19 protein-coding genes and 1 tRNA gene are annotated in these 20,270 nt (G+C 64.5%); 4 read left to right on the top strand and 16 right to left on the bottom strand.

From position 1 onward, the window contains the following. Window positions 1-20: 20 nt before the first annotated feature. Together argJ and secA are read right to left on the bottom strand one after the other, a co-directional pair. Window positions 21-1,253: a bifunctional glutamate N-acetyltransferase/amino-acid acetyltransferase ArgJ gene (gene argJ / locus ACRSCF_RS05750; RefSeq protein ID WP_046986119.1), complete on the bottom strand. Its 1,233-nt coding sequence runs from the start codon at window positions 1,251-1,253 to the stop codon at window positions 21-23. A gap of 150 nt (window positions 1,254-1,403) precedes the next feature. Next, window positions 1,404-4,151, bottom strand: coding sequence for a preprotein translocase subunit SecA (gene secA / locus ACRSCF_RS05745; RefSeq protein WP_016451020.1), 2,748 nt, complete (start codon window positions 4,149-4,151; stop codon window positions 1,404-1,406). A gap of 310 nt (window positions 4,152-4,461) precedes the next feature. Between secA and ACRSCF_RS05740 the strand changes: the two genes are divergently transcribed. Beyond that, the gene (locus ACRSCF_RS05740; RefSeq protein WP_016445601.1) at window positions 4,462-4,767 is read left to right on the top strand and encodes a hypothetical protein; all 306 of its coding nucleotides are present in this window, start codon (window positions 4,462-4,464) and stop codon (window positions 4,765-4,767) included. A gap of 69 nt (window positions 4,768-4,836) precedes the next feature. Here ACRSCF_RS05740 and ACRSCF_RS05735 read toward each other — a convergent pair. The 6 genes from ACRSCF_RS05735 to petA form a co-directional block, all read right to left on the bottom strand. Continuing rightward, window positions 4,837-4,912: transfer RNA gene (locus ACRSCF_RS05735), tRNA-Thr, on the bottom strand. Window positions 4,913-5,011: 99 nt separating this feature from the next. Then, on the bottom strand, window positions 5,012-5,542 hold the full coding sequence (locus tag ACRSCF_RS05730; RefSeq protein ID WP_017405520.1) for a ClpXP protease specificity-enhancing factor: 531 nt from the start codon (window positions 5,540-5,542) through the stop codon (window positions 5,012-5,014). A gap of 110 nt (window positions 5,543-5,652) precedes the next feature. Then, entirely contained in the window at window positions 5,653-6,264 is a 612-nt protein-coding gene (locus tag ACRSCF_RS05725) for a glutathione S-transferase N-terminal domain-containing protein (protein WP_012207298.1), read from the bottom strand. A gap of 104 nt (window positions 6,265-6,368) precedes the next feature. Then, complete coding sequence (locus ACRSCF_RS05720; RefSeq protein ID WP_016445599.1) at window positions 6,369-7,124, bottom strand: cytochrome c1; 756 nt, start codon at window positions 7,122-7,124, stop codon at window positions 6,369-6,371. A 17-nt stretch (window positions 7,125-7,141) separates the two neighbouring features. Beyond that, window positions 7,142-8,557 (bottom strand): cytochrome b, encoded by a 1,416-nt coding sequence (locus ACRSCF_RS05715; protein ID WP_016451018.1) that lies wholly within the window; start codon window positions 8,555-8,557, stop codon window positions 7,142-7,144. 14 nt (window positions 8,558-8,571) lie between these two features. Next, window positions 8,572-9,168: a ubiquinol-cytochrome c reductase iron-sulfur subunit gene (petA, locus tag ACRSCF_RS05710; protein ID WP_016445597.1), complete on the bottom strand. Its 597-nt coding sequence runs from the start codon at window positions 9,166-9,168 to the stop codon at window positions 8,572-8,574. 149 nt (window positions 9,169-9,317) lie between these two features. Here petA and mscL point away from each other — a divergent pair, with 149 nt between their 5' ends. Next, window positions 9,318-9,746, top strand: a complete 429-nt coding sequence (gene mscL, locus ACRSCF_RS05705; RefSeq protein WP_012207302.1) for a large conductance mechanosensitive channel protein MscL — start codon at window positions 9,318-9,320, stop codon at window positions 9,744-9,746. Window positions 9,747-9,838: 92 nt separating this feature from the next. On the opposite strand, the gene pdxA is transcribed toward mscL, so the two are convergent. From pdxA to ACRSCF_RS05690, 3 genes are all read right to left on the bottom strand, one after another. Beyond that, entirely contained in the window at window positions 9,839-10,900 is a 1,062-nt protein-coding gene (pdxA, locus tag ACRSCF_RS05700; protein WP_432675311.1) for a 4-hydroxythreonine-4-phosphate dehydrogenase PdxA, read from the bottom strand. A gap of 101 nt (window positions 10,901-11,001) precedes the next feature. Continuing rightward, on the bottom strand, window positions 11,002-11,763 hold the full coding sequence (locus tag ACRSCF_RS05695) for a Nif3-like dinuclear metal center hexameric protein (RefSeq protein ID WP_203400443.1): 762 nt from the start codon (window positions 11,761-11,763) through the stop codon (window positions 11,002-11,004). A 74-nt stretch (window positions 11,764-11,837) separates the two neighbouring features. Beyond that, window positions 11,838-13,163 (bottom strand): MFS transporter, encoded by a 1,326-nt coding sequence (locus ACRSCF_RS05690; protein ID WP_016445594.1) that lies wholly within the window; start codon window positions 13,161-13,163, stop codon window positions 11,838-11,840. 299 nt (window positions 13,164-13,462) lie between these two features. Here ACRSCF_RS05690 and ACRSCF_RS05685 point away from each other — a divergent pair, with 299 nt between their 5' ends. Next, complete coding sequence (locus ACRSCF_RS05685) at window positions 13,463-14,614, top strand: S1C family serine protease (RefSeq protein WP_016451015.1); 1,152 nt, start codon at window positions 13,463-13,465, stop codon at window positions 14,612-14,614. A gap of 71 nt (window positions 14,615-14,685) precedes the next feature. On the opposite strand, the gene ACRSCF_RS05680 is transcribed toward ACRSCF_RS05685, so the two are convergent. Then, the gene (locus ACRSCF_RS05680) at window positions 14,686-15,588 is read right to left on the bottom strand and encodes a D-hexose-6-phosphate mutarotase (RefSeq protein WP_227469489.1); all 903 of its coding nucleotides are present in this window, start codon (window positions 15,586-15,588) and stop codon (window positions 14,686-14,688) included. An 85-nt stretch (window positions 15,589-15,673) separates the two neighbouring features. Between ACRSCF_RS05680 and ACRSCF_RS05675 the strand changes: the two genes are divergently transcribed. Beyond that, the gene (locus ACRSCF_RS05675; RefSeq protein WP_016451013.1) at window positions 15,674-16,858 is read left to right on the top strand and encodes a spherulation-specific family 4 protein; all 1,185 of its coding nucleotides are present in this window, start codon (window positions 15,674-15,676) and stop codon (window positions 16,856-16,858) included. A gap of 85 nt (window positions 16,859-16,943) precedes the next feature. Here ACRSCF_RS05675 and hisA read toward each other — a convergent pair whose 3' ends face one another. The 4 genes from hisA to hisC all read right to left on the bottom strand — a co-directional run bounded on the left by hisA (window position 16,944) and on the right by hisC (window position 20,222). Next, window positions 16,944-17,684, bottom strand: coding sequence for a 1-(5-phosphoribosyl)-5-[(5-phosphoribosylamino)methylideneamino]imidazole-4-carboxamide isomerase (gene hisA / locus ACRSCF_RS05670; RefSeq protein ID WP_432675307.1), 741 nt, complete (start codon window positions 17,682-17,684; stop codon window positions 16,944-16,946). 61 nt (window positions 17,685-17,745) lie between these two features. Continuing rightward, window positions 17,746-18,414 carry an imidazole glycerol phosphate synthase subunit HisH gene (hisH, locus tag ACRSCF_RS05665; protein WP_017405475.1) on the bottom strand — a complete coding sequence of 223 codons (669 nt, stop codon included), beginning with the start codon at window positions 18,412-18,414 and terminating at the stop codon, window positions 17,746-17,748. Between the two features lie 81 nt (window positions 18,415-18,495). Further along, a complete protein-coding gene (hisB, locus tag ACRSCF_RS05660) occupies window positions 18,496-19,101 on the bottom strand; it encodes an imidazoleglycerol-phosphate dehydratase HisB (RefSeq protein ID WP_016445588.1) in 606 nt (201 codons plus the stop codon). After that, window positions 19,098-20,222 (bottom strand): histidinol-phosphate transaminase, encoded by a 1,125-nt coding sequence (gene hisC / locus ACRSCF_RS05655; RefSeq protein ID WP_017405474.1) that lies wholly within the window; start codon window positions 20,220-20,222, stop codon window positions 19,098-19,100. The genes hisB and hisC overlap by 4 nt, the downstream gene beginning before the upstream one ends. Window positions 20,223-20,270 lie beyond the last annotated feature (48 nt).

Genomic DNA, 20,270 nt, shown 5'->3' with positions numbered 1-20,270 from the left:
GCGGCACGGTGGGTGGAGAGTCAGGAGCGGTAGTCGGCGTTGATGCTCACGTAGTCGTGGCTCAGATCGCAGGTCCACACGGTCTGCTCGGCCTGCCCTCGGCCCAGTAGCACGCGCACGATGATCTCCTGCTGCTTCATCACGCGCTGGCCGTCTTCCTCCTGATAGGCAGGGTTGCGGCCGCCATTGACTGCGACATGCACATCGTTCAGGTACAGGTCGATCTTGGTCTGGTCCAGATCGTCGATGCTAGCATAGCCCACCGCCGCAAGGATGCGGCCCAGGTTCGGATCGCTGGCAAAGAACGCCGTCTTGACCAGGGGTGAATGCGCGATGGAATAGGCCACGAGGCGGCACTCAGCCTCGGTCTTGCCGCCCTCCACCTTGACGGTGATGAACTTGGTGGCGCCTTCGCCGTCGCGCACGATGGCCTGGGCCAGCAGGCGCGACACATCCAGCAATGCAGCCTTCAGGGCCAGGCCTTCGGCGCTGGTCAGCGAAGTGATCTGCGCATTGCCGGCCTTGTGCGTGGCGACCAGCACGAAGGAGTCGTTGGTCGACGTGTCGCCGTCGATGGTCACGCGGTTGAAAGATCCGTCGGCCAGCTCCTTGACCAGAGGCTGCAGCAGCTCAGGTGCGATGGCGGCGTCGGTGGCCAGAAAGCCCAGCATGGTCGCCATGTTGGGGCGAATCATGCCTGCACCCTTGCTGATGCCGGTAATGCTCACGCGCTTGCCGCCAATGTCCACGGCGCGGCTGAAGGCCTTGGGCAGGGTGTCGGTGGTCATGATGCCTTCGGCGGCCGTGCCCCAGTTGTCGGCCTTGGCTGCTGTGATGGCAGCTGGCAGGCCGGCGGCGATGCGATCCACGGGCAGCTCTTCCATGATCACGCCAGTGGAGAACGGCAGGATCTGCTCGGGCTTGAGCTGCAGCAGCGCAGCCAGATCCGCACAGGTGCGGCGCGCGCGCGCCAGTCCGTCAGCGCCGGTGCCGGCATTGGCATTGCCTGTGTTGATGACCATGGCACGGATGGCGCCGGACGTCTGGGCCAAGTGCTCGCGGCTGACCTGCACGGGCGCTGCGCAGAAACGGTTCTGCGTGAACACACCCGCCACCGAAGCGCCCTCGTCGAGCAGGAACACGGACAGGTCCTTGCGGTTGGCCTTGCGCACACCGGCTTCGGTGACGCCGATGCGAACGCCGTTGATCGCCAACAGGTCGGCGTGCACGGGAGCGGAGAGATTCACAGGCATTGAGGGGCTTCCTACAGTGAAAGAAAAACGCGCTCCATTATCGGAACAAACCGGGGCGGCACGTATTTCATCGACCTTAAAAAAGAAAACGGCACGGAGTGCATCCGTGCCGTTTTCCGTGTCTTGCGGCGTCTTACGACGCCGGCCGCATCACGACAGCTTGCCGTGGCACTGCTTGTACTTCTTGCCGCTGCCGCAGGGGCAGGGATCATTGCGGCCTACGCGAGCGCCTTCGGGCAACTCCAGCGGCTCGTCTTCGACGGAGCCACCGATGTCGCCATCCGAGGGAGCGCCATAGGTCATGTGCTCCAGGCTGTGGGCGCTGCGCTGCTCCATGGCCTCGGTGGCCTGCTCCACCTGTTCGCGCGACTGCACCTGCACGGTCATCAGCACGCGCGTGACTTCGGTCTTGACCTGGTCGATGAGCTGGCGGAACAGCTCGAAAGCCTCGCGCTTGTATTCCTGCTTGGGCTGCTTCTGGGCATAGCCACGCAGGTGGATGCCCTGGCGCAGATAGTCCAGCGCGGACAGGTGGTCACGCCAGTTGGTATCAAAGCTTTGCAGCAGCACGGCGCGCTGGAATTGAGTGAAGTTCTCGCGTCCGATCAGCTCGACCTTGGCCTCGAACACTTCACGGGCAGCCTGCAGCACCTTCTCGAGGATCTCCTCGTCAGTGATGGCATGCGCGGACTGCACTTGCGATTGCAGCGGCAGCTGGATGCGCCATTCGCTTTCCAGCGCCTTTTCCAGGCCGGCCAGATCCCATTGCTCTTCCATGGACTCGGCGGGCACGTACTGGCGCACCAGGTCGGACACCACGTCATCGCGCATCACCGTGATCATCTCGTGCAGGTCCGAGGCGTCGAGGATCTCGTTGCGCTGCTGGTAGATCACCTTGCGCTGGTCGTTGGACACGTCGTCGTATTCGAGCAGCTGCTTGCGGATGTCGAAGTTGCGGGCCTCGACCTTGCGCTGAGCGCCTTCGATGGAGCGGGTCACGATGCCGGCTTCGATGGCTTCGCCATCGGGCATCTTCAGGCGGTCCATGATGGCGCGCACACGGTCGCCCGCGAAGATGCGCATCAGCGCATCGTCCAGGCTCAGGTAAAAGCGCGAGGAGCCGGGGTCGCCCTGGCGGCCCGAACGGCCACGCAGCTGGTTGTCGATACGGCGAGATTCATGGCGCTCGGTGGCGATGATGCGCAGGCCACCCAGGGCCGAGACCTTGTCGTGCTCGATCTTCCAGTCAGCGCGCATCTGTTCGATGCGCTGCTGGCGTTCGGCTTCGGACAGGGATTCATCGGCCTCGACAGCCGCAACCTGCTTTTCGATGTTGCCGCCCAGCACGATGTCGGTACCACGACCGGCCATGTTGGTGGCGATGGTGATCATGCCGGGACGGCCGGCCTGGGCCACGATGTCGGCCTCGCGCTCGTGCTGCTTGGCGTTGAGCACCTGGTGGGGCAGGTTTTCCTTGTTGAGCAGCTCGTCGATGATTTCCGAGTTCTCGATCGAGGTCGTACCCACCAGCACGGGCTGGCCGCGCTCATGGCATTCGCGGATGTCGCGGATCGCCGCCTCGTACTTCTCGCGCGTGGTCTTGTAGACGCGGTCGAGCTGGTCGTCGCGCTTGCTGGGACGGTTGGGCGGAATCACCACGGTTTCGAGGCCGTAGATTTCCTGGAATTCGTAGGCTTCGGTATCGGCCGTACCCGTCATGCCCGCCAGCTTGCCGTAGAGACGGAAGTAGTTCTGGAAGGTGATCGAGGCCATGGTCTGGTTCTCGGCCTGGATGGTCACGCCTTCCTTGGCCTCGACAGCCTGGTGCAGGCCATCGCTCCAGCGCCGGCCCGCCATCAGGCGGCCCGTGAACTCGTCGACGATGACGATCTCGCCGTTCTGCACCACGTAGTGCTGGTCACGGTGGTAGAGATTGTTGGCGCGCAGCGCCGCATACAGATGGTGGACCAGGGTAATGTTGGCCGGGTCGTAGAGCGAGGCGCCCTCGGCAATCATGCCGGCATGGCCCAGCAGGCGCTCGGCGGCTTCGTAGCCCTGGTCGGTCAGGAATACCTGGTGGCTCTTTTCGTCCACCGTGAAGTCGCCGGGCTTGGTCACGCCTTCGCCCGTGCGGGGATCGGCCTCGCCTTCCTGGCGCACCAGGTTGGGCACGATCTTGTTCATGGCCACGTACATGGCCGTGTGGTCCTCGGCCTGACCGCTGATGATCAGCGGTGTGCGGGCCTCATCGATCAGGATGGAGTCCACCTCGTCGACGATGGCGTAGTTGAGCACGCGCTGCACGCGGTCGCCCGACTCGTAGACCATGTTGTCGCGCAGGTAGTCGAAGCCGTATTCGTTGTTTGTGCCGTAGGTGATGTCGCTGTTGTAGGCGGCCTGCTTTTCCTCGCGCGGCATGTTGGGCAGGTTGATGCCCACCGACAGGCCGAGGAAGTTGTACAGCTTGGCCATCCAGGTGGCATCGCGGTTGGCCAGATAGTCGTTCACCGTCACCACGTGAACGCCATTGCCCGACAGTGCGTTCAGGTAGACCGGCAGCGTGGCGGTCAGCGTCTTGCCTTCGCCGGTGCGCATTTCCGCGATCTTGCCGTAGTGCAGTGCCATGCCGCCCAGCAACTGGACGTCGAAGTGGCGCATCTTCATGACACGCTTGGACCCTTCGCGCACCACGGCGAAGGCTTCGGGCAGCAGGTCGTCCAGCGACTCTCCCTTGGCCACACGCTCCTTGAATTCCTGCGTCTTTGCGCGCAGATCCTCGTCGCTGAGCTTCTCGTAGTCGGGCTCCATCGCATTGATGCGAACGACCGTCTTGCGGTATTGCTTGAGAAGCCGATCGTTTCGGCTGCCGAATAGTTTGGTGAGGAAGTTGGTGGCCATGCGAAAAAGACACACCGCCACCCGCTGAAGCGGACTGCGGTGTGCCTGGAATCCCTAGATTGTTGGATTTCAGATGGGGCCGCTCCACCTGCCTGCAAGTACCCTGCTGGAGAACACATGCGGCCGGGCTGAAGCGAGAACCGAACAATTGATTCTAACTGTCTCTGTCCAACCCTCTTCCAGGCAGGCCGACGCATGCGACCGCAGAGCCCTGAACCCGAATTCCCGGACCCGCGCCGCCCTGCAGATGCTGCTATAACGAGGGTCCCGGCTGGCGCATGCCTACGCTGCCTGACCAGCCTTCAAGCCCATGACCTTCACACGCCGCAACCACGCCGTCACCGCCCTGCACGCTGTCGAGAACTCGCCGACACTGGCCCGGCTCGCCCAGCTCACACGCGACTCCAGCAATCGCCTGACGGCCATCCTGCCCCTGGTGCCGCCGCTGCTGCGCGACAGCCTGCAGGCAGGCCCCATCGAGGGAAGCACCTGGTGCCTGCTGGTGCGCAACAACGCGGCAGCGGCCAAGATACGCCAGCTGCTGCCGGCCATGGCCGCCCACTTGCGCACCAAGGGCTGGGATGTGGCCGAGATCCGCCTCAAGGTCCAGGCCTGACCGGCCACTGAAGAGCGGCTGCTGAAATCGGGGCACGGAAATGAAAAAAGGCCTCCTGAGGAGACCTTTTGGTGCCGGTTGTCGGATTCGAACTGACGACCTACCGCTTACAAGGCGGGTGCTCTACCAACTGAGCTAAACCGGCGAAGCACGCATTCTAGCGCAGAAAAATGCTGCCTCAGACTTTCCCGATGGGGCCAAGCACGCTTGCGGGAGCAACGGCATGCGCGCCGATGCGAAAAACCTACTTGACCAGCTTCAGCGAAGGCCGCGTGCCCGAAGGCGGCGGCGTGCGCGGTGGCTCTTCGTCATCACCTTCGCTGTGGATGCTCACCAGCTGCACCACGCGCTCGTCGGATGCAGGCTCGGCCGGCACCTCAGCGGCGGCGTCCTGTGGCACAGGCTCATCGGACGCCTGCCCGGGCGAAACATCGTTGTCGGCTTCGGCCTCGGGCTCCGGCGCCGGGAAAGCCATGCCTTGCCCGGTCTCGCGTGCGTAGATGGCCATCACCTGCTCCACGGGCACCATGATTTCGCGGGGCTTGCCGCCAAAGCGGGCCGTGAAGCTGATGAAATCATTGCCCATCTGCAGGCCGCTGGTGGCGTCGTAGCTGACGTTGAGCACGATCTCGCCGTCGCGCACGAACTCGCGCGGCACCTGCACATTGCGGTCCACACGCACGGCGATGTGGGGCGTGAAGCCGTTGTCGGTGCACCACTCGTACAGTGCCCGGATCAGGTAGGGGCGGGTGGAAGTTGCTTCGGGGGCAGTCATGACGATCCCAGGAAATGAGTGGTCTGAGTAGTCGGAACACGAAAACGGGCAGGATGGCGACCGGTTGACCGCCTTCCCTGCCCGCGCAATCAGTCGTCAACCGATGCGAATTACTTGCGCATCACCTTCTCGGAAGGCGTCAGCGCTTCGATGTAGGCAGGGCGCGAGAAGATGCGCTCGGCGTACTTGAGCAGCGGGGCGGCGTTCTTGGACACCTCGATGCCGTAGTAGTCCAGGCGCCACAGCAGCGGGGCGATGGCCACGTCCAGCATGGAGAAGTTCTCGCCCAGCATGTACTTGTTCTTGAGGAACACGGGAGCCAGCTGCGTCAGGCGGTCGCGGATGTGGGCGCGGGCCTTCTCGATGGCCTTTTCGTTGCCCTTGACGTTGCGCTCCTCGAGCGTGCTCACGTGGACGAACAGTTCCTTTTCGAAATTCAGCAGGAACAGGCGCACGCGGGCGCGGTCCACCGGGTCGCCGGGCATCAGCTGGGGATGCGGGAAGCGCTCGTCGATGTACTCGTTGATGATGTTCGATTCGTACAGGATCAGGTCGCGCTCGACCAGGATGGGCACCTGGCCGTACGGATTCATCACGCTGATGTCTTCAGGCTTGCTGAACAGGTCCACATCGCGGATCTCGAAGTCCATGCCTTTTTCGAACAGGACGAAGCGGCAACGGTGTGAAAAGGGGCAGGTCGTTCCCGAATAAAGCACCATCATGGTGGAGGCTCCTAAAAATCAAAAAGAGTGGGTCGCTCGCGGCGCCCACTCTGCACACAGTTCAGCCGCAGCAATTGCTTGCACGGCCTTCTGCAGTCACGGTTTTATTTGACGTCTTTCCAGAACGCGGCGTTGAGGCGCCATGCGATGAAGATGAAGACCGCCAGGAAAAGCAGCACACCCACGCCAATGCGGGTGCGGCTGTTCTGTGCCGGCTCACCCATCCATTGCAGGTAGTTCACCAGATCGCCAACTGCCTGATCGTACTGCACTGCGCTCATGCTGCCAGGAGAGACCTGCTCCCACCCCTTGAAAACCTGGGTCTTCACACCGTGCTCCTCGGCTTCTTCGAAGATAGCGCGGCGCTCGCCCTGCAGTTGCCACAGCGCATGGGGCATGCCCACGCTGGGGAAGGCCAGATTGTTCCAGCCCGTGGCCTTGGTGTCGTCGCGGTAGAAGGTGCGCAGGAAGGTGTAGAGGTAGTCGGCGCCCGTGCCGTTGTGGCCGGCACGCGAACGTGCGATCACCGTCAGGTCCGGAGGATTGGCGCCGAACCACTCCTTGGCTTCCTTGGGGTTGATGGCCGCCTTCATGGTCTCGCCGACCTTATCGGTGGTGAAAAGCAGGTTGTCCTTGATTTCCTGCTCGGTCAGCCCGATGTCCTGCAGCCGGTTGAAGCGCATGAATGCGGCCGAGTGGCAGCTCAGGCAGTAGTTGACGAACAGCTTGGCGCCGTTTTGCAGCGATGCCGTGTCATTCGTCTTGCCCGGGGCCTTGTCCCAGGCGATGCCGCCTTCGGCAGCCTGTGCACCGGTCACGATGCCCAGGGCCGCGATCAACGTGAGAATCAGTTTCTTCATTGTTGTTCTCTCCAGCTTCAGTGCGGCTTGAACGTCACACGATCGGGAACGGGTTTTGTCTTGCCCAGACGGCTCCACCAGGGCATCAGCAGGAAGAAGCCGAAGTAGAACAGCGTTCCGACCTGGGACACGCGCTCGCCGATGGGCGAAGGCGGCTGCACGCCGAGATAGGCCAGGATCACGAAGTTGATCACGAAGATGCCGTAGAGATACTTGTGCCAGCTCGGGCGGTAGCGGATGGACTTGACCGGGCTGCAATCGAGCCAGGGCAGCGCGAACAGGATGATCACGGCACCGCCCATCACCACCACACCCCAGAACTTGGCATCGATGGACAGCATCATGGCGATGACGCCCAGGGCCACGATGGCGACCACGCCCTTGACGGCGGCCGGCAGGCGCGACTTGAGCACGCCAAAGCCCGCACCCAGCACCACGCAGGCGATGAGCACGTACATCATCTCGCTGGTGATGGCACGCAGCATCGAGTAGAACGGCGTGAAGTACCAGACCGGCGCAATGTGCGAAGGCGTCTTCAGCGGATCGGCCGGGATGAAGTTGTTGTACTCCAGGAAGTAGCCGCCGAACTCGGGCGCGAAGAACACCACGGCCGAGAACAGGAACAGGAACACCGTCACGCCGAAGATGTCGTGCACCGTGTAGTAGGGATGGAAGGGAATGCCGTCCAGCGGATGGCCCTTGGCGTCCTTGGGCGCGTTGGGGCCCTTGATCTCGATGCCATCCGGGTTGTTGGAGCCCACATCGTGCAGCGCCAGCAAGTGGGCCACGACCAAGCCCAGCAGCACCAGGGGCACGGCGATCACGTGGAAGCTGAAGAAGCGGTTGAGCGTGGCATCGCCCACCACGTAGTCGCCACGGATCAGCAGCGCCAGGTCAGGGCCGATGAAGGGAATCGCCGAGAACAGGTTCACGATCACCTGGGCGCCCCAGTACGACATCTGGCCCCAGGGCAGCAGGTAGCCCATGAAGGCCTCGGCCATCAGCACCAGGAAGATGGCGCAGCCGAAGATCCAGACCAGTTCGCGCGGCTTGCGGTACGAACCGTACAGAAGACCGCGGAACATGTGCAGATAGACCACGACGAAGAAGGCCGACGCACCCGTGGAGTGCATGTAGCGGATCAGCCAGCCCCAGGGCACATCGCGCATGATGTACTCCACCGAGGCGAACGCCTTTTCGGCGTCGGGCTTGTAGTGCATCACCAGGAAGATGCCGGTGACGATCTGGATCACCAGCACCAGCAGCGCCAGCGAGCCGAAGATGTACCAGAAGTTGAAATTCTTCGGAGCGTAGTACTCCGACATGTGCACGCGATAGGCGTCGAAAGCCGTGGGAAAACGGTTCTCGAACCAGTTCGTGAGCTTGGCGCCGGCGGGCGCATTCGGATCGATGTCCTTGAATTCGTGGGCCATTGTTCTTGTCTCCCTCAAGCCTTGTCTTCACCAATGAGGAGCTTGGTCTCCGACAGGTACATGTGCGGCGGCACCTGCAGGTTGTCGGGAGCCGGCTTGTTCTTGAAGACACGGCCAGCCATGTCGAAGGTCGAGCCATGGCAGGGGCACAGGAAGCCGCCCTTCCAGTCGCTGGGCAGCGAGGGCTGGGCGCCCGGCTGGAACTTGTCGGAAGGCGAGCAGCCCAGATGCGTGCAGATGCCGACGACGACCAGCACTTCGGGCTTGATCGAGCGGGCCTCGTTCATCGCATAGGGCGGCGTGAACTCTTCAGGGTGGCGCTTGGATTGGGGATCGGCCAACTGGCTGTCCAGTTCGGGCAGCTCCTTGATCTGGTCAGGCGTGCGCTTGATGATCCAGACGGGCTTGCCGCGCCACTCGACCGTGAGCTTCTCGCCGTCCTTGAGGGCGGAGATATCGACCTCCACTGCAGCCCCGGCGGCTTTGGCCTTCTCGGATGGCTGGAAGGTGCTCACGAACGGGACGGCTGTCGCCACGCCGCCCACCGCACCAGCGCACGCCGACGTGATGATCCACGTCCGCTTGCTGGAGTCGATTGGAGTGTCACTCATGGGGTTCCTCGAACTACGTCGCTTGAGTTGGGGTCAACAATAAATTGTAGCGGGGCGAGTATGGTTATTCCATGCTGCTTGTGCCGTTGACAGGCTCCAAAGCCGCGCAATACTGCGCTATCTCAAACTCTTTCCAGATGGAGCCAGCCATGGGCATGATGCAGGAATTTCGTGAGTTCGCAGTTAAGGGAAACGTGGTAGATCTCGCCGTGGGCGTCATCATTGGTGGAGCGTTTGGCAAAATCGTTGATTCCGTGGTAAACGACCTGATCATGCCGGTCGTGGGCCTGGTTTTCGGCAAGCTGGACTTCTCCAATCTGTTCGTCGTGCTGGGCAGCGTACCCCCCGGAACGGCGATGACGCTCGATGCGCTCAAGAAGGCCGGCGTCCCCGTATTTGCCTATGGAAACTTCATCACGGTGGCAGTGAACTTCATCATCCTGGCCTTCATCATTTTCATGATGGTCAAGCAGATCAACCGCCTGCGCCGCGAGGCACCAGCAGCCCCCGCTCCCGCGCCCGTCACCCCCGAAGACATCGTGCTGCTGCGCGAGATTCGCGACAGCCTCAAGCGCTGAAATCCGTGTTTTGACGCAAATCAAAACGCCGGTGGCATGGTTGCCACGGGCGTTTTCCATTACTGCAGATTCCCGATGCTTGGGCTAGCCATTCAAGCCGCCAATTTGCGCGCCATTCGCACGGCCTCAATCAGGCTTCCGGCCTCTGCAACACCCTGCCCCGCAATATCGAAAGCCGTGCCGTGGTCCGGACTGGTGCGTACCAGCGGCAGCCCCAATGTGACATTCACGCCTTTTTCCACGCCCAGGTACTTCACGGGAATCAGTCCCTGGTCGTGGTACATGGCCAGCACCGCGTCGAACTCGCCGGGATGGCCGGGAGCATTGCGGGCGCGCATGAACACCGTATCGGGCGCAAAAGGTCCGTGGGCGTCCAGGCCCTCGGCGCGCGCCTGGGCGATGGCCGGGGCAATGATCTCCACCTCCTCGCTGCCGAACAGGCCGCCCTCGCCCGCATGCGGGTTCAGCCCTGCCACACCGATCCGCGGCGGGCGGCCCAGGCTGCGAGACAGGGCCTCATGCGTGATGCGCAAGGTCTGCAGCAGGTTGTCCTTCGTTACCGCATCGATCGCCTTGCGCAGCGAGGTATGGATGCTGACCAGCACCGTGCGCAGCTCATCGTTGGCCAGCATCATGCGCACCGGCATGCGGTCCAGGCCCACACCCGCATGCTGCGCAGCCTCGAACTGCAGCAGCTCGGTATGACCAGGAAAGTCCACGCCTGCAGCATGCAGCGCCTCCTTGTGCAGAGGCGCCGTCACAAGAGCCGCGATTTCGCCTCGCAAGGCAGCCCGTGCGGCCCAGACCACGCAGCGCGCAGCCGCGTCACCGGCGCTGGCACTCACCTGGCCCCAGGGCGCAGGACCGGGCAGCCCGGGCAGCTCCAGCAAAGGGATGCAATGGGGCGGCACCTGCCACAGTTGCTCAGCCGACTCGATGACGGCCACGGGCATGGGAATGGCGTTGTCGCCATCGCGCGCACGCGCCGCCACGGCGGCTGCCCGGCGCAGCGTCTGCAACTCGCCGACGACGAAGCAGCCGCGCATCTGCTCGGGCGCGTCCATGAACGCCTTGGCAATGGTCTCGGGTCCCACCCCGGCAGAGTCGCCCTGGGTGATGGCCATCAAGGCCGTGGACTGTGTGGAATCAGGCATTTTCAGTATCCGGATCAGGCAAGCCGGGCATTCGCGCCGCGCTTGCAGCAAAAGGCCTCGCCCCCTGGGCGGGCCAATAGTGGGCCACTAACAGGCCAGCATCAGGCCGGATTGTCGATCTCGATGAAACAGTGCTCCAGCCCCAGCTCCAATGCCACCTGGCCCGCCAGGGCCGGCGCGCCGTAGCGCTCCGTGGCATGGTGGCCTGCCGCCAGGAAGGCCACGCCCGTCTCGCGCGCCAGGTGCGCCTGCGGCTCGGAAATCTCGCCCGTGATGAAGGCATCGGCCCCAGCGGCAATCGCGGCCTCGAAGAAACCTTGCGCGCCGCCCGTGCACCAGGCAATGCGGCGAATGGGGTGATTGGGGCGCAGGCGCTCTCCCCCCACGCAGACAGGCGTGCGCCCCAGCGCCTGCTCCACATGCCTGCCCAACGCAGCCGCATCGGCAAAATCCGCTGCCGCCATCCAGCCCAGGTTCTGCTCGCCAAACGTAGCCTGGCCCTCAAGCCCCAGCTGCACGCCCAACTGCGCGTTGTTGCCCCATTGCGGATGGGCATCCAGCGGCAGATGGTAGGCAAAGAGATTGATGTCGTGGGCCAGCAGCAGGCGGATGCGCTCCTTGAGCCAGCCCGTGATGCGGCCATCCATGCCGCGCCAGAACAGGCCGTGGTGCACGAAGATGGCATCGGCCTGCGCCTCGATGGCCGCCTCGATCAGCGCGCGGCTGGCCGTCACCCCGCTGACGATGCGGCGGATCTCGCCGCGCCCCTCCACCTGCAGGCCGTTGGGACCATAGTCTTTGAAGCGCTCGGGCTGCAGCAAACCGTCGAAGTGGGCCAGGAGTTCTTGTCGCGTGGTGCTCATGAAAGGATTGTCAGCGATCCATGCGGCGCCCAGGAAAAAGGGCAGCCATGCTGCCCTTCATTCCACTGCCAAGCTCAGCCGCGCCTGGGTTGCCAACCACGGCAGGCAAGGGGCCAGAAGCCGATGGCCGCGCCCAGGATGCCCATGGCCGCCACATAGTGGGCCGGCGCCATCACATCCACCTGTTGCCACACGGACACCAGCATGGGCGTCATGCCGCCGAACACCGCATAGGCCATGTTGTAGGCAAAGGACAGGCCCGTGAAACGCACCTCGGCCGGGAAGGCGCGCACGCCCACCACCGGCAGCAGCGCAATGCTGCCCACGAAAAAGCCCACCAGCGCATAGCTCCACACCAGCGAGGACGCCGTGCCCGGCAGGTTCAGATAGAACGCATATGCCGTCACCGTCATGCCCAGCCAGCCCGTGACCATGGCCACACGCGTGCCCATCCGGTCGGACAGCCAGCCCCAGAACACGCAGCCCAGCGTCAGCGTCACCGTGGCCACGGCATTGGCCTTCATGGCCAGGGCCGCGTCGATGTGGAAGACCTTTTGCAGATAGGCCGGAGTGAACAGCACCACCACCACGATGGCCGTGGACAGCACCCAGGTCATCAGCGCCACCAGCACGCAGGCCTGGCGGTGGTCGCGCACGATGGTCTTGAGCGGCAGTTCGCGGTCGGCCTGCTTGCGCGCCATCAGCTCCTGGAAAATGGGTGTCTCGTGCAGGAACTTGCGCAGATAGACCGACACCAGGCCGAACACGCCGCCCAGGATGAAGGGCATGCGCCAGGCCCAGTCGTGGATCTCCTCGGCGCTGTAGGTGCTGTTGAGCCAGACACCGATGATGGAGCCCAGGAAAATGCCGCCCGTGATGCCCGAAGTCAGCGAGCCGATGGCAAAGCCATAGTGGCGCGCCGGCGCATGCTCGGCCACGAAGACCCAGGCGCCCGGCATCTCGCCACCAATGGCCGCGCCCTGCAGCACGCGCATGGCCAGCAGCAAAATCGGCGCGGCAATGCCGATGGAGGCATAGGTGGGCAGCAGGCCGATCACCAGCGTGGGCACGGCCATCAGGAAGATGGACAGCGTGAACATCTTCTTGCGGCCCAGGATGTCGCCAAAGTGCGCAATCAGAATGCCGCCGATGGGCCGGGCCAGGTAGCCCGCCGCAAAAATGCCCAGCGTCTGCAGCTGGCGCAGCCAGTCCGGCATCTCGGCCGGGAAGAACAGCTTGCCGATGACATTGGCGAAGAAAACGAAAACGACGAAGTCGTAGAACTCCAGGGTGCCGCCCAGGGCCGACAGGCCCAGGGTCTTGTAGTCCTGTCGGTTGAGAGGACGTGCGGTCGCAACAGCGGGGGCCATGCCCGGCTGCGCTTGGTCAAGCGTAGTCATGGTTTTTTTCCAGGGATCGAACAGCAGGACGGCGCGGTGGATGCCACGGCAACGGATGGGCGTGCGGCGGCAGATCGTTCTGCAAGACTTCGGGATCGGAGGACTTGGCTCTCTCTTGGGGCCGGCTTGTGAGCCGGCGCAACAGCGAACGCGGCGTGGCGCAGTCGTCGGGGGATTCTAGGGTTTGTACTGTAGCTGTGTGGGGAGCGCGGCTTTGGTGCTCGCCCGCCGGCCCACCGCCCCGCTCACGACATGCCTCACAATGGGGCCTTGTCCTCCCGCACAGAACACCACACTTCATGAAACGCACCTGGCTGCTGTTTTCGCAGGCGGTCACCATCCTGGTGGCTGCCTACTTCGTCGTTGCCACCCTGCAGCCGGACTGGCTGCGCCGCGGCGCCGTGCGCAGCAACGCGGGCATTGCGTTGCTGGAGGCGCCGGCCACGCCCGTCGGAGAAGTCAGCCCGGGCAGCTTTGCACCTGCGGCCAAGAAGGCAGCGCCGGCCGTGGTGAGCATCAACACCAGCAAGGCGGTACGGCATCCGCGCAGCAACGATCCGTGGTTCCAGTTCTTCTTCGGCGACCAGGGCACGCAGGAGCAGGCAGGCCTGGGCAGCGGCGTGATCATCAGCACCGACGGCTACATCCTGACCAACAACCATGTGGTCGAGGGCGCCGATGACATCGAGGTCACGCTGACGGATAGCCGCCAGGCCAAGGCCCAGGTGATCGGTACCGATCCCGAGACCGACCTGGCCGTGCTCAAGATCGCCCTGGACAAGCTGCCCGTCATCGTTCTGGGCAATTCCGACCAGATCGACGTGGGCGACCGCGTGCTGGCCATCGGCAACCCCTTCGGCGTGGGCCAGACGGTGACCAGCGGCATCGTCAGTGCCCTGGGCCGCAGCCAGCTGGGCATCAATACCTTCGAGAACTTCATCCAGACCGATGCGGCCATCAACCCCGGCAATTCGGGCGGCGCGCTGGTGGATGCCAGCGGCAATCTGCTGGGCATCAATACCGCCATCTATTCGCGCTCGGGCGGCAGCATGGGCATCGGCTTTGCGATTCCCGTGTCCACGGCCAAGCTGGTGCTGGACGGCATCGTCAAGGACGGCCGCGTGGTGCGCGGCTGGATCGGCGTGGAGCCCAATGAGCTGTCGCCGGAGCTGGCAGAGACCTTTGGCGTGAAGGCCGACTCCGGCGTGATCATCACCGGCGTGCTGCAGGCAGGCCCCGCTGCCCAGGCCGGCATGCGCCCGGGCGATGTGATCGTGCAGGTGGGCGACAAGCCCATCCGCAATGTGTCCGAGCTGCTGACCGCCGTGGCCGCGCTCAAGCCCGGCGAGGCCGCGAAATTCGATGTGCGCCGGGGCGAAGGCCCCGTGGAGCTGCAGATCACCCCGGGCCTGCGCCCTTCGCAGTCGGCACAGCGCATGCAGCGCCGCTGACCCGGCCCCCCGCCCCAACGAAAAAAGCGCCTGTTCACAGGCGCTTTTTCCATTGCAGGGCCGGTGCTGAGCTACAGCTTGTGCAGGCGCTGGGCCGCGCGCCATTGCGCGCCGGGCGCCACATGCACGGGCGCATCGATGGCGGCGGCCTCCACGCACAGCATCTGCCGCCACCCCTGCGGCGGCATGTCGGGCAGACGTTCACACAGCGCGGGGCCGGGGTTCCAGACCACGGTCTCGGTCCAGGCGGCATCCTGCGAGATCCGCAAGCCGCCGCCAGGTGCGGCCAGCTCCATGGCGTTCCCGGGCCGGGGGTAGACGCGATCGAGCTCTTCGCCAAAGCGCACGTCACCGTGCTGCGTGGGATGGGTGTCGGCCACGGCATCCCAGTAAGGCAGGCCGTCAAGGCCTTGCAGCCGGCATTGCTCCACGTCCGCCACGCGCAGGTAGCTGTGCAAGGCGGCAGTGAAAGCCAAAGGCGTGTCGCCCCGGTTGTGCACTACCAGCTCCACGTCAAGCCGGCCGGGCAACAGCGTCACCTCCAGCCAGGTCTCGAAGGAATACGGCCAGACGGCGCGCGTCTGCGGCGTGTCGGCCAGCCTGAGCCGCAGGAACAAGCCATCGCCGGCAAGAACCTCGGCCTGTGCTGCATCAGCCTGCCACGGCAGGGTGCGCGCAAAGCCGTGCTTGACCAGCGGGCCGCGTTGGTTGAATTGGGGAAAGCAGACCGGAATACCGCCGCGTATGGGTGTGTGGCCGTCATGGGCCGCCAGGGGACTCAGGAACAGTTGCTCCTCGCCACCTGCCTGCCAGGAAAGCAGTTGCGCCCCCTGCAAGGCCACCAGGGCAGCATCGCCGCAGGCCAGGCGCAGGCGGATGGCGGGCAGGCCCTGCCATGCATCAGCGCAGGCGCCGGGAGCTTGCGCGGCCGCAGGTAAAGCTGTTACTGCGGGAAAGGAAGATGTAACTTTCATGCTTGAATATAGCCTTTCCCCCGCCCAGCCTTCCTCTGTCATGCAACGCTCCCACGCTCCCTCTCCTCTTGTCCTGCGACTCGGCATGCTCGCCCTGGCCGTCTCCTTGGCTTCCTGCGGCGGAGGCGGTGGTGGTGACAGCAGCGCTGGCGGCGGCACCGGGGGCGATGGCGGCGGCACCGGCCAGCCCGGAGTGACCTCGGTCACCGTGCAATGGACGGCCCCGGCCGCCAGGGATGTGGTGACTGCAGGCTCGGCACTGACCCTGCGCGCAGGTGTTCTCGCAGATGGCGTGAATGCCGCCGATGGAACCGTGGTGAGCTTCAGCGCAGCCACAGGCGTCAGCACCTCGGCGCTGACCAGCTCCGGCGTGGCAACTGCCTCCCTGACCGGCGCCACGCCGGGCCGCCAGCAGGTGCAGGCCAGCGCCACCGTGGCAGGCCGCACGGGCAGCGCTTCGCAGACCTTCTATCTGCGCCCGGCTCCTGCGCCGCTGCGGGTGCTGGTGCCTGCGTATTTCTATCCCACGGGCGCGGGGGCCACGGCCTGGAATGCGCTGGCAGCCAGCGCCCAGGCAAATCCGAACGTGCAGATGACGGCCATCCTGAACCCGGCCAACGGCATTTTCAGTGGCCCGGATGCGAACATCACGCGCGCCGCAACCGCTTTTGCCAACGCGGGCGGGCAGTTGGTGGGCTATGTGAGCTCCAGCTATGGCACGGGCACGCGATCGCTGGCCAGCATCCAGGCCAATATCGACAACTATTTCACGCACTACGGCGCGGGCCTGGTCAAGGGTTTCTTCATTGACGAGATGGCGGCCACCACCAACCGGCTGGACTTCTACCGCAGCATCTACCAGTACATCAAGGCCAAGAATCCCAACCTGATCGTGATCGGCAACCCGGGCCTCGTGCCCGTGGCCGGTTATGCCGATGTGGCCGATGTGCTGACCACGTTCGAGGGCAAGGGCTCCACCTACGCCACCTACGATCCGCGCACGACGAGTTTTGACTGGCTGTACGGGCTGCCCAACAGCCACCAGGCCTCGCTGGTGCACAACGTGTCGGGCTGCGCGGCCATGCAGACGGCCGTGCAGTCGGCCGCCTCGGCCCGCTACCAGGCGGGATGGATCTATGTGACCCAGCTGGAGTTCGAGCCCAGTACCGGCGTGGGCAACCCCTGGGCCGGGCTGCCGAATTACTGGGATGCCTTTGTGCAGACCGTGCGCGCCACCAATGCCGGGCAGGCCATGCCCGCCTGCTCGTAAAGAAAGCCTGAATCCCTGGCGCTGAATGCAGCGCGGGCGCCTGTGAAGCACAGGCGCCCGCAAATACAGGGAAGGCGCATGCCGTTCAGGCCCTGAGCTCGTCGGCGCGGGCCTGCGCCGCGGCGAAGTCAAGGTCGCCCGAGTAGATGGCGCGACCGCAGATCACGCCCTCGATGCCTTCGTCCTCGACCTTGCACAGCGCCTCGATGTCGGCCATGCCTGCCAGGCCGCCCGAGGCGATGACGGGGATCTTCAGCGATTGGGCAAGATTGACGGTGGCATCGATGTTGATGCCCGTGAGCATGCCGTCGCGGCCGATGTCGGTGTAGATGATGGACTCCACACCCCAGTCCTCGAAGCGCTTGGCCACCGAATGCACGTCCTGGCCCGTGAGCTTGCTCCAGCCGTCGATGGCGACCTTGCCGTCCTTGGCGTCGAGTCCGACGATCACATGGCCGCCGAAGGCGCTGCAGGCATCCTGCAGAAAGCCGGGATTCTTCACGGCAGCGGTGCCGATGATCACGTAGCTGATGCCGGCATCTATGTATTTCTCGATGGTGTCCAGATCGCGGATGCCTCCGCCGAGCTGCACCGGAATCCGGCCGTCCACCTCTTTGAGGATGGCCTTGATGGCCGCAAGGTTCTTGGGCTGGCCCGCAAACGCGCCATTGAGGTCCACCAGGTGCAGGCGGCGCGCGCCGGCGTCGAGCCAGCGGCGGGCGATGATGGCCGGGTCTTCGCCGAACGTGGTCGACTGGTCCATATCACCCTGGATGAGGCGTACGCAGTGGCCGTCCTTGAGGTCGATGGCAGGAATGAGCAGCATGATGGTTTGCGAGCAATGAAGGCCTGGGATTCAGCGGCCGGTGCGGGGAAGAAAAGGGGATTCAGGGCTTCCAGCCCAGAAAGTTGCGGAACAGGGCCAGGCCCTGGTCAGCGCTTTTTTCGGGGTGAAACTGCGTGGCGAAAATATTATCGCGCGCGATGGCGCAGGCAAAGCGCCCGCCGTAGTCGGCCTGCGCAGCGCAATGCTGCGGCTGCTGCACCACGGCATAGAAACTGTGCACGAAGTAGTAGAAGCTGTCTTCGGGAATTCCACGCCACAGCGGGTGGGCATGGCCGGCGTTGTGCGTCTGGTGCACGCGGTTCCAGCCCATCTGCGGAACCTTGAAGCGGCTGCCATCGGCCTGGGTGCGGCCCGCCAGATCGAACTTGCGCACGTTGCCGGGGATGAGGCCCAGGCCGGGCACGTCACCTTCGTCGCTGTGGTCCAGCAGCATCTGCATGCCCACGCAGACGCCGAACAGGGGCTTGTTGGCAGCGGCATGCAGCACGGCTTCCTGCAGGCCGGATTCGCGCAGCTCGCGCATGCAGTCGGGCATGGCGCCCTGGCCCGGCAGCACGACGCGGTCGGCGGCCAGGACCACCTCGGGATCGGAGGTCACAACGACCTGCCAGCCGGAATCGGCGGCGGCCGTGCGCACGGCCTGTGAAACCGAGCGCAGATTGCCCATGCCGTAATCGACGACGGCGACGGTGTTGTCAGTCAAACTCATAGCGTGTGGCGCGTGTTCTGTCGGATTTTCGGCGGGATTGCCCGGTCAGATCAAGTTCTGGCCGATGCCAATCGCTTCTCTTTACAGAGCGCCCTTGGTCGAGGGGATGACGCCGGCCATGCGCTCGTCATGCTCCAGCGCAAAGCGCAGGGCGCGTGCGAAGGCCTTGAAGATGGTCTCGCACTGGTGGTGGGCATTGAAGCCCTTGAGGTTGTCGATGTGCAGGGTCACGCCCGCATGGTTGACGAAGCCCTGGAAGAATTCGTAGACCAGCTGGGTGTCGAGCTGACCGATGCTGCCGGCCGTGAATTTCACGTCCATGTGCAGCCCGGGACGGCCCGAGAAATCGATGACCACGCGGCTCAGGGCCTCGTCCAGCGGCACATAGGCGTGGCCGTAGCGGCGGATGCCCTTCTTGTCGCCCACGGCCTTGGCAAAGGCCTGGCCCAGGGTGATGCCGATGTCCTCCACCGTGTGGTGGCCGTCGATGTGCAGGTCGCCCTCGCACTCGATGTCCAGGTCGATCAGGCCGTGGCGCGCGATCTGGTCGAGCATGTGGTCCAGAAAGCCGATGCCCGAGTGCAGGCTGGCCTTGCCCGTGCCGTCCAGGTTGATGGCGACCTTGATCCGGGTCTCGGCGGTGTTGCGCTGCACTTCGGCGGTGCGTGCGGGGACTGCATTGCTCATAGGGATTCCTTCAGGGCCGCCAGCATCTGGGCGTTTTCTTCGTGGGTGCCCACGGTCAGGCGCAGGCAATTGGCCAGCAGCGGGTGCATGGCACTGACGTTCTTCACCAGCACGCCCCGGGCCTTCATCTCGGCCTGGGCACGCGCGGCATCGCGCACGCGCAGCAAAACCATGTTGGCCTCGGATGGCCAGATCTTTTCCACACCCGGCAGCGCGGTCAGCGCGTCGATCAGCGGCTGGCGCTCGGCGCGGATGGCCACGGCCTGCTGCGCATACAGCGCCTCGTGCTCCAGCGCGAAGATGGCCGTCTCGCAGTTGAGCACGCTGATGTTGTAGGGCGGGCGCACCTTGTCGATCTCGCCGACGATGGCGGCCGGGCCGATCAGATAGCCCAGGCGCGCGCCGGCCAGGCCGAACTTGCTGAGCGTGCGCATCAGCAGCACATGGGCGTTGCGGGCCGGGTCGGCGCGCATGTTCTCTGCCCAGCTGCGGCGGGCGAAGGGCTGGTAGGCCTCGTCCATGACGACCAGGCCGCCGATGGCGCCGACCGCGTCGATCACGGCCTGCACATCGGCCTCGGCCCAGAGCGTGGCCGTGGGATTGTTGGGGTAGGCGATATAGGTGATGGCGGGGCGGTGCTCGGCAATGGCGGCGCGCATGGCGGGCACGTCCAGCTCGAAGTCGGCCGTCAGGTCGACCCCCACAAAGTCCAGGCCCTGCAGCCTGGCGCTCATGGGATACATGACGAAGCCCGGCATGGGCGCCAGCATGGTGGCGCGGCCCTCGGCGTGGGGCTGGGCACAGGCCAGGGCCAGCAGCGTGATGATCTCGTCCGAGCCATTGCCCAGCAGTACGGCGCTGCCGGCCGGCGCCTGCGCGTAGCGGGCCAGCATGTCCTTAAGCACTTCCTGGCGCTCGCCAGGGTAGCGGTTGATCTCCAGCCGGCCCAGGCGCTCGCCCAGCGCGGCCTGCAGCTCGGGTGGCAGTCGGAAGGGGTTCTCCATCGTGTCCATCTTGAGCAGGCCTTGCGAGGGCTGCACATGGTAGGCATGCATGGAGCGGACATCGGCGCGGATGCGCTCCAGGGCCAGGGCCTGAACCTGCGGAATGGAAGCTGTCATGGCATGCACACTTTCACGAGTCAGTGGGGGAAGAAATCCATCAGCGAA

The sequence above is a fragment of the Delftia sp. 11MD genome, from assembly GCF_050907895.1.
In the GTDB taxonomy this organism is placed as follows: domain Bacteria; phylum Pseudomonadota; class Gammaproteobacteria; order Burkholderiales; family Burkholderiaceae_C; genus Comamonas; species Comamonas tsuruhatensis.
This window is presented reverse-complemented; position numbering and strand designations above follow the sequence as displayed.

Excerpts from the sequence above, each read along its gene's own strand:
- ACRSCF_RS05740 (WP_016445601.1), top strand. The coding sequence starts at position 4,462 with ATGACCTTCACACGCCGCAACCACGCCGTCACCGCCCTGCACGCTGTC.
- hisA (WP_432675307.1), bottom strand. The coding sequence starts at position 17,684 with ATGCTGCTCATTCCTGCCATCGACCTCAAGGACGGCCACTGCGTACGC.
- argJ (WP_046986119.1), bottom strand. The coding sequence starts at position 1,253 with ATGCCTGTGAATCTCTCCGCTCCCGTGCACGCCGACCTGTTGGCGATC.
- ACRSCF_RS05685 (WP_016451015.1), top strand. The coding sequence starts at position 13,463 with ATGAAACGCACCTGGCTGCTGTTTTCGCAGGCGGTCACCATCCTGGTG.
- ACRSCF_RS05690 (WP_016445594.1), bottom strand. The coding sequence starts at position 13,163 with ATGACTACGCTTGACCAAGCGCAGCCGGGCATGGCCCCCGCTGTTGCG.
- ACRSCF_RS05720 (WP_016445599.1), bottom strand. The coding sequence starts at position 7,124 with ATGAAGAAACTGATTCTCACGTTGATCGCGGCCCTGGGCATCGTGACC.
- ACRSCF_RS05675 (WP_016451013.1), top strand. The coding sequence starts at position 15,674 with ATGCTCGCCCTGGCCGTCTCCTTGGCTTCCTGCGGCGGAGGCGGTGGT.
- pdxA (WP_432675311.1), bottom strand. The coding sequence starts at position 10,900 with ATGCCTGATTCCACACAGTCCACGGCCTTGATGGCCATCACCCAGGGC.
- hisH (WP_017405475.1), bottom strand. The coding sequence starts at position 18,414 with ATGAGTTTGACTGACAACACCGTCGCCGTCGTCGATTACGGCATGGGC.
- mscL (WP_012207302.1), top strand. The coding sequence starts at position 9,318 with ATGGGCATGATGCAGGAATTTCGTGAGTTCGCAGTTAAGGGAAACGTG.
- petA (WP_016445597.1), bottom strand. The coding sequence starts at position 9,168 with ATGAGTGACACTCCAATCGACTCCAGCAAGCGGACGTGGATCATCACG.
- hisC (WP_017405474.1), bottom strand. The coding sequence starts at position 20,222 with ATGACAGCTTCCATTCCGCAGGTTCAGGCCCTGGCCCTGGAGCGCATC.
- ACRSCF_RS05695 (WP_203400443.1), bottom strand. The coding sequence starts at position 11,763 with ATGAGCACCACGCGACAAGAACTCCTGGCCCACTTCGACGGTTTGCTG.
- ACRSCF_RS05730 (WP_017405520.1), bottom strand. The coding sequence starts at position 5,542 with ATGACTGCCCCCGAAGCAACTTCCACCCGCCCCTACCTGATCCGGGCA.
- ACRSCF_RS05680 (WP_227469489.1), bottom strand. The coding sequence starts at position 15,588 with ATGAAAGTTACATCTTCCTTTCCCGCAGTAACAGCTTTACCTGCGGCC.
- ACRSCF_RS05715 (WP_016451018.1), bottom strand. The coding sequence starts at position 8,557 with ATGGCCCACGAATTCAAGGACATCGATCCGAATGCGCCCGCCGGCGCC.
- ACRSCF_RS05725 (WP_012207298.1), bottom strand. The coding sequence starts at position 6,264 with ATGATGGTGCTTTATTCGGGAACGACCTGCCCCTTTTCACACCGTTGC.
- secA (WP_016451020.1), bottom strand. The coding sequence starts at position 4,151 with ATGGCCACCAACTTCCTCACCAAACTATTCGGCAGCCGAAACGATCGG.
- hisB (WP_016445588.1), bottom strand. The coding sequence starts at position 19,101 with ATGAGCAATGCAGTCCCCGCACGCACCGCCGAAGTGCAGCGCAACACC.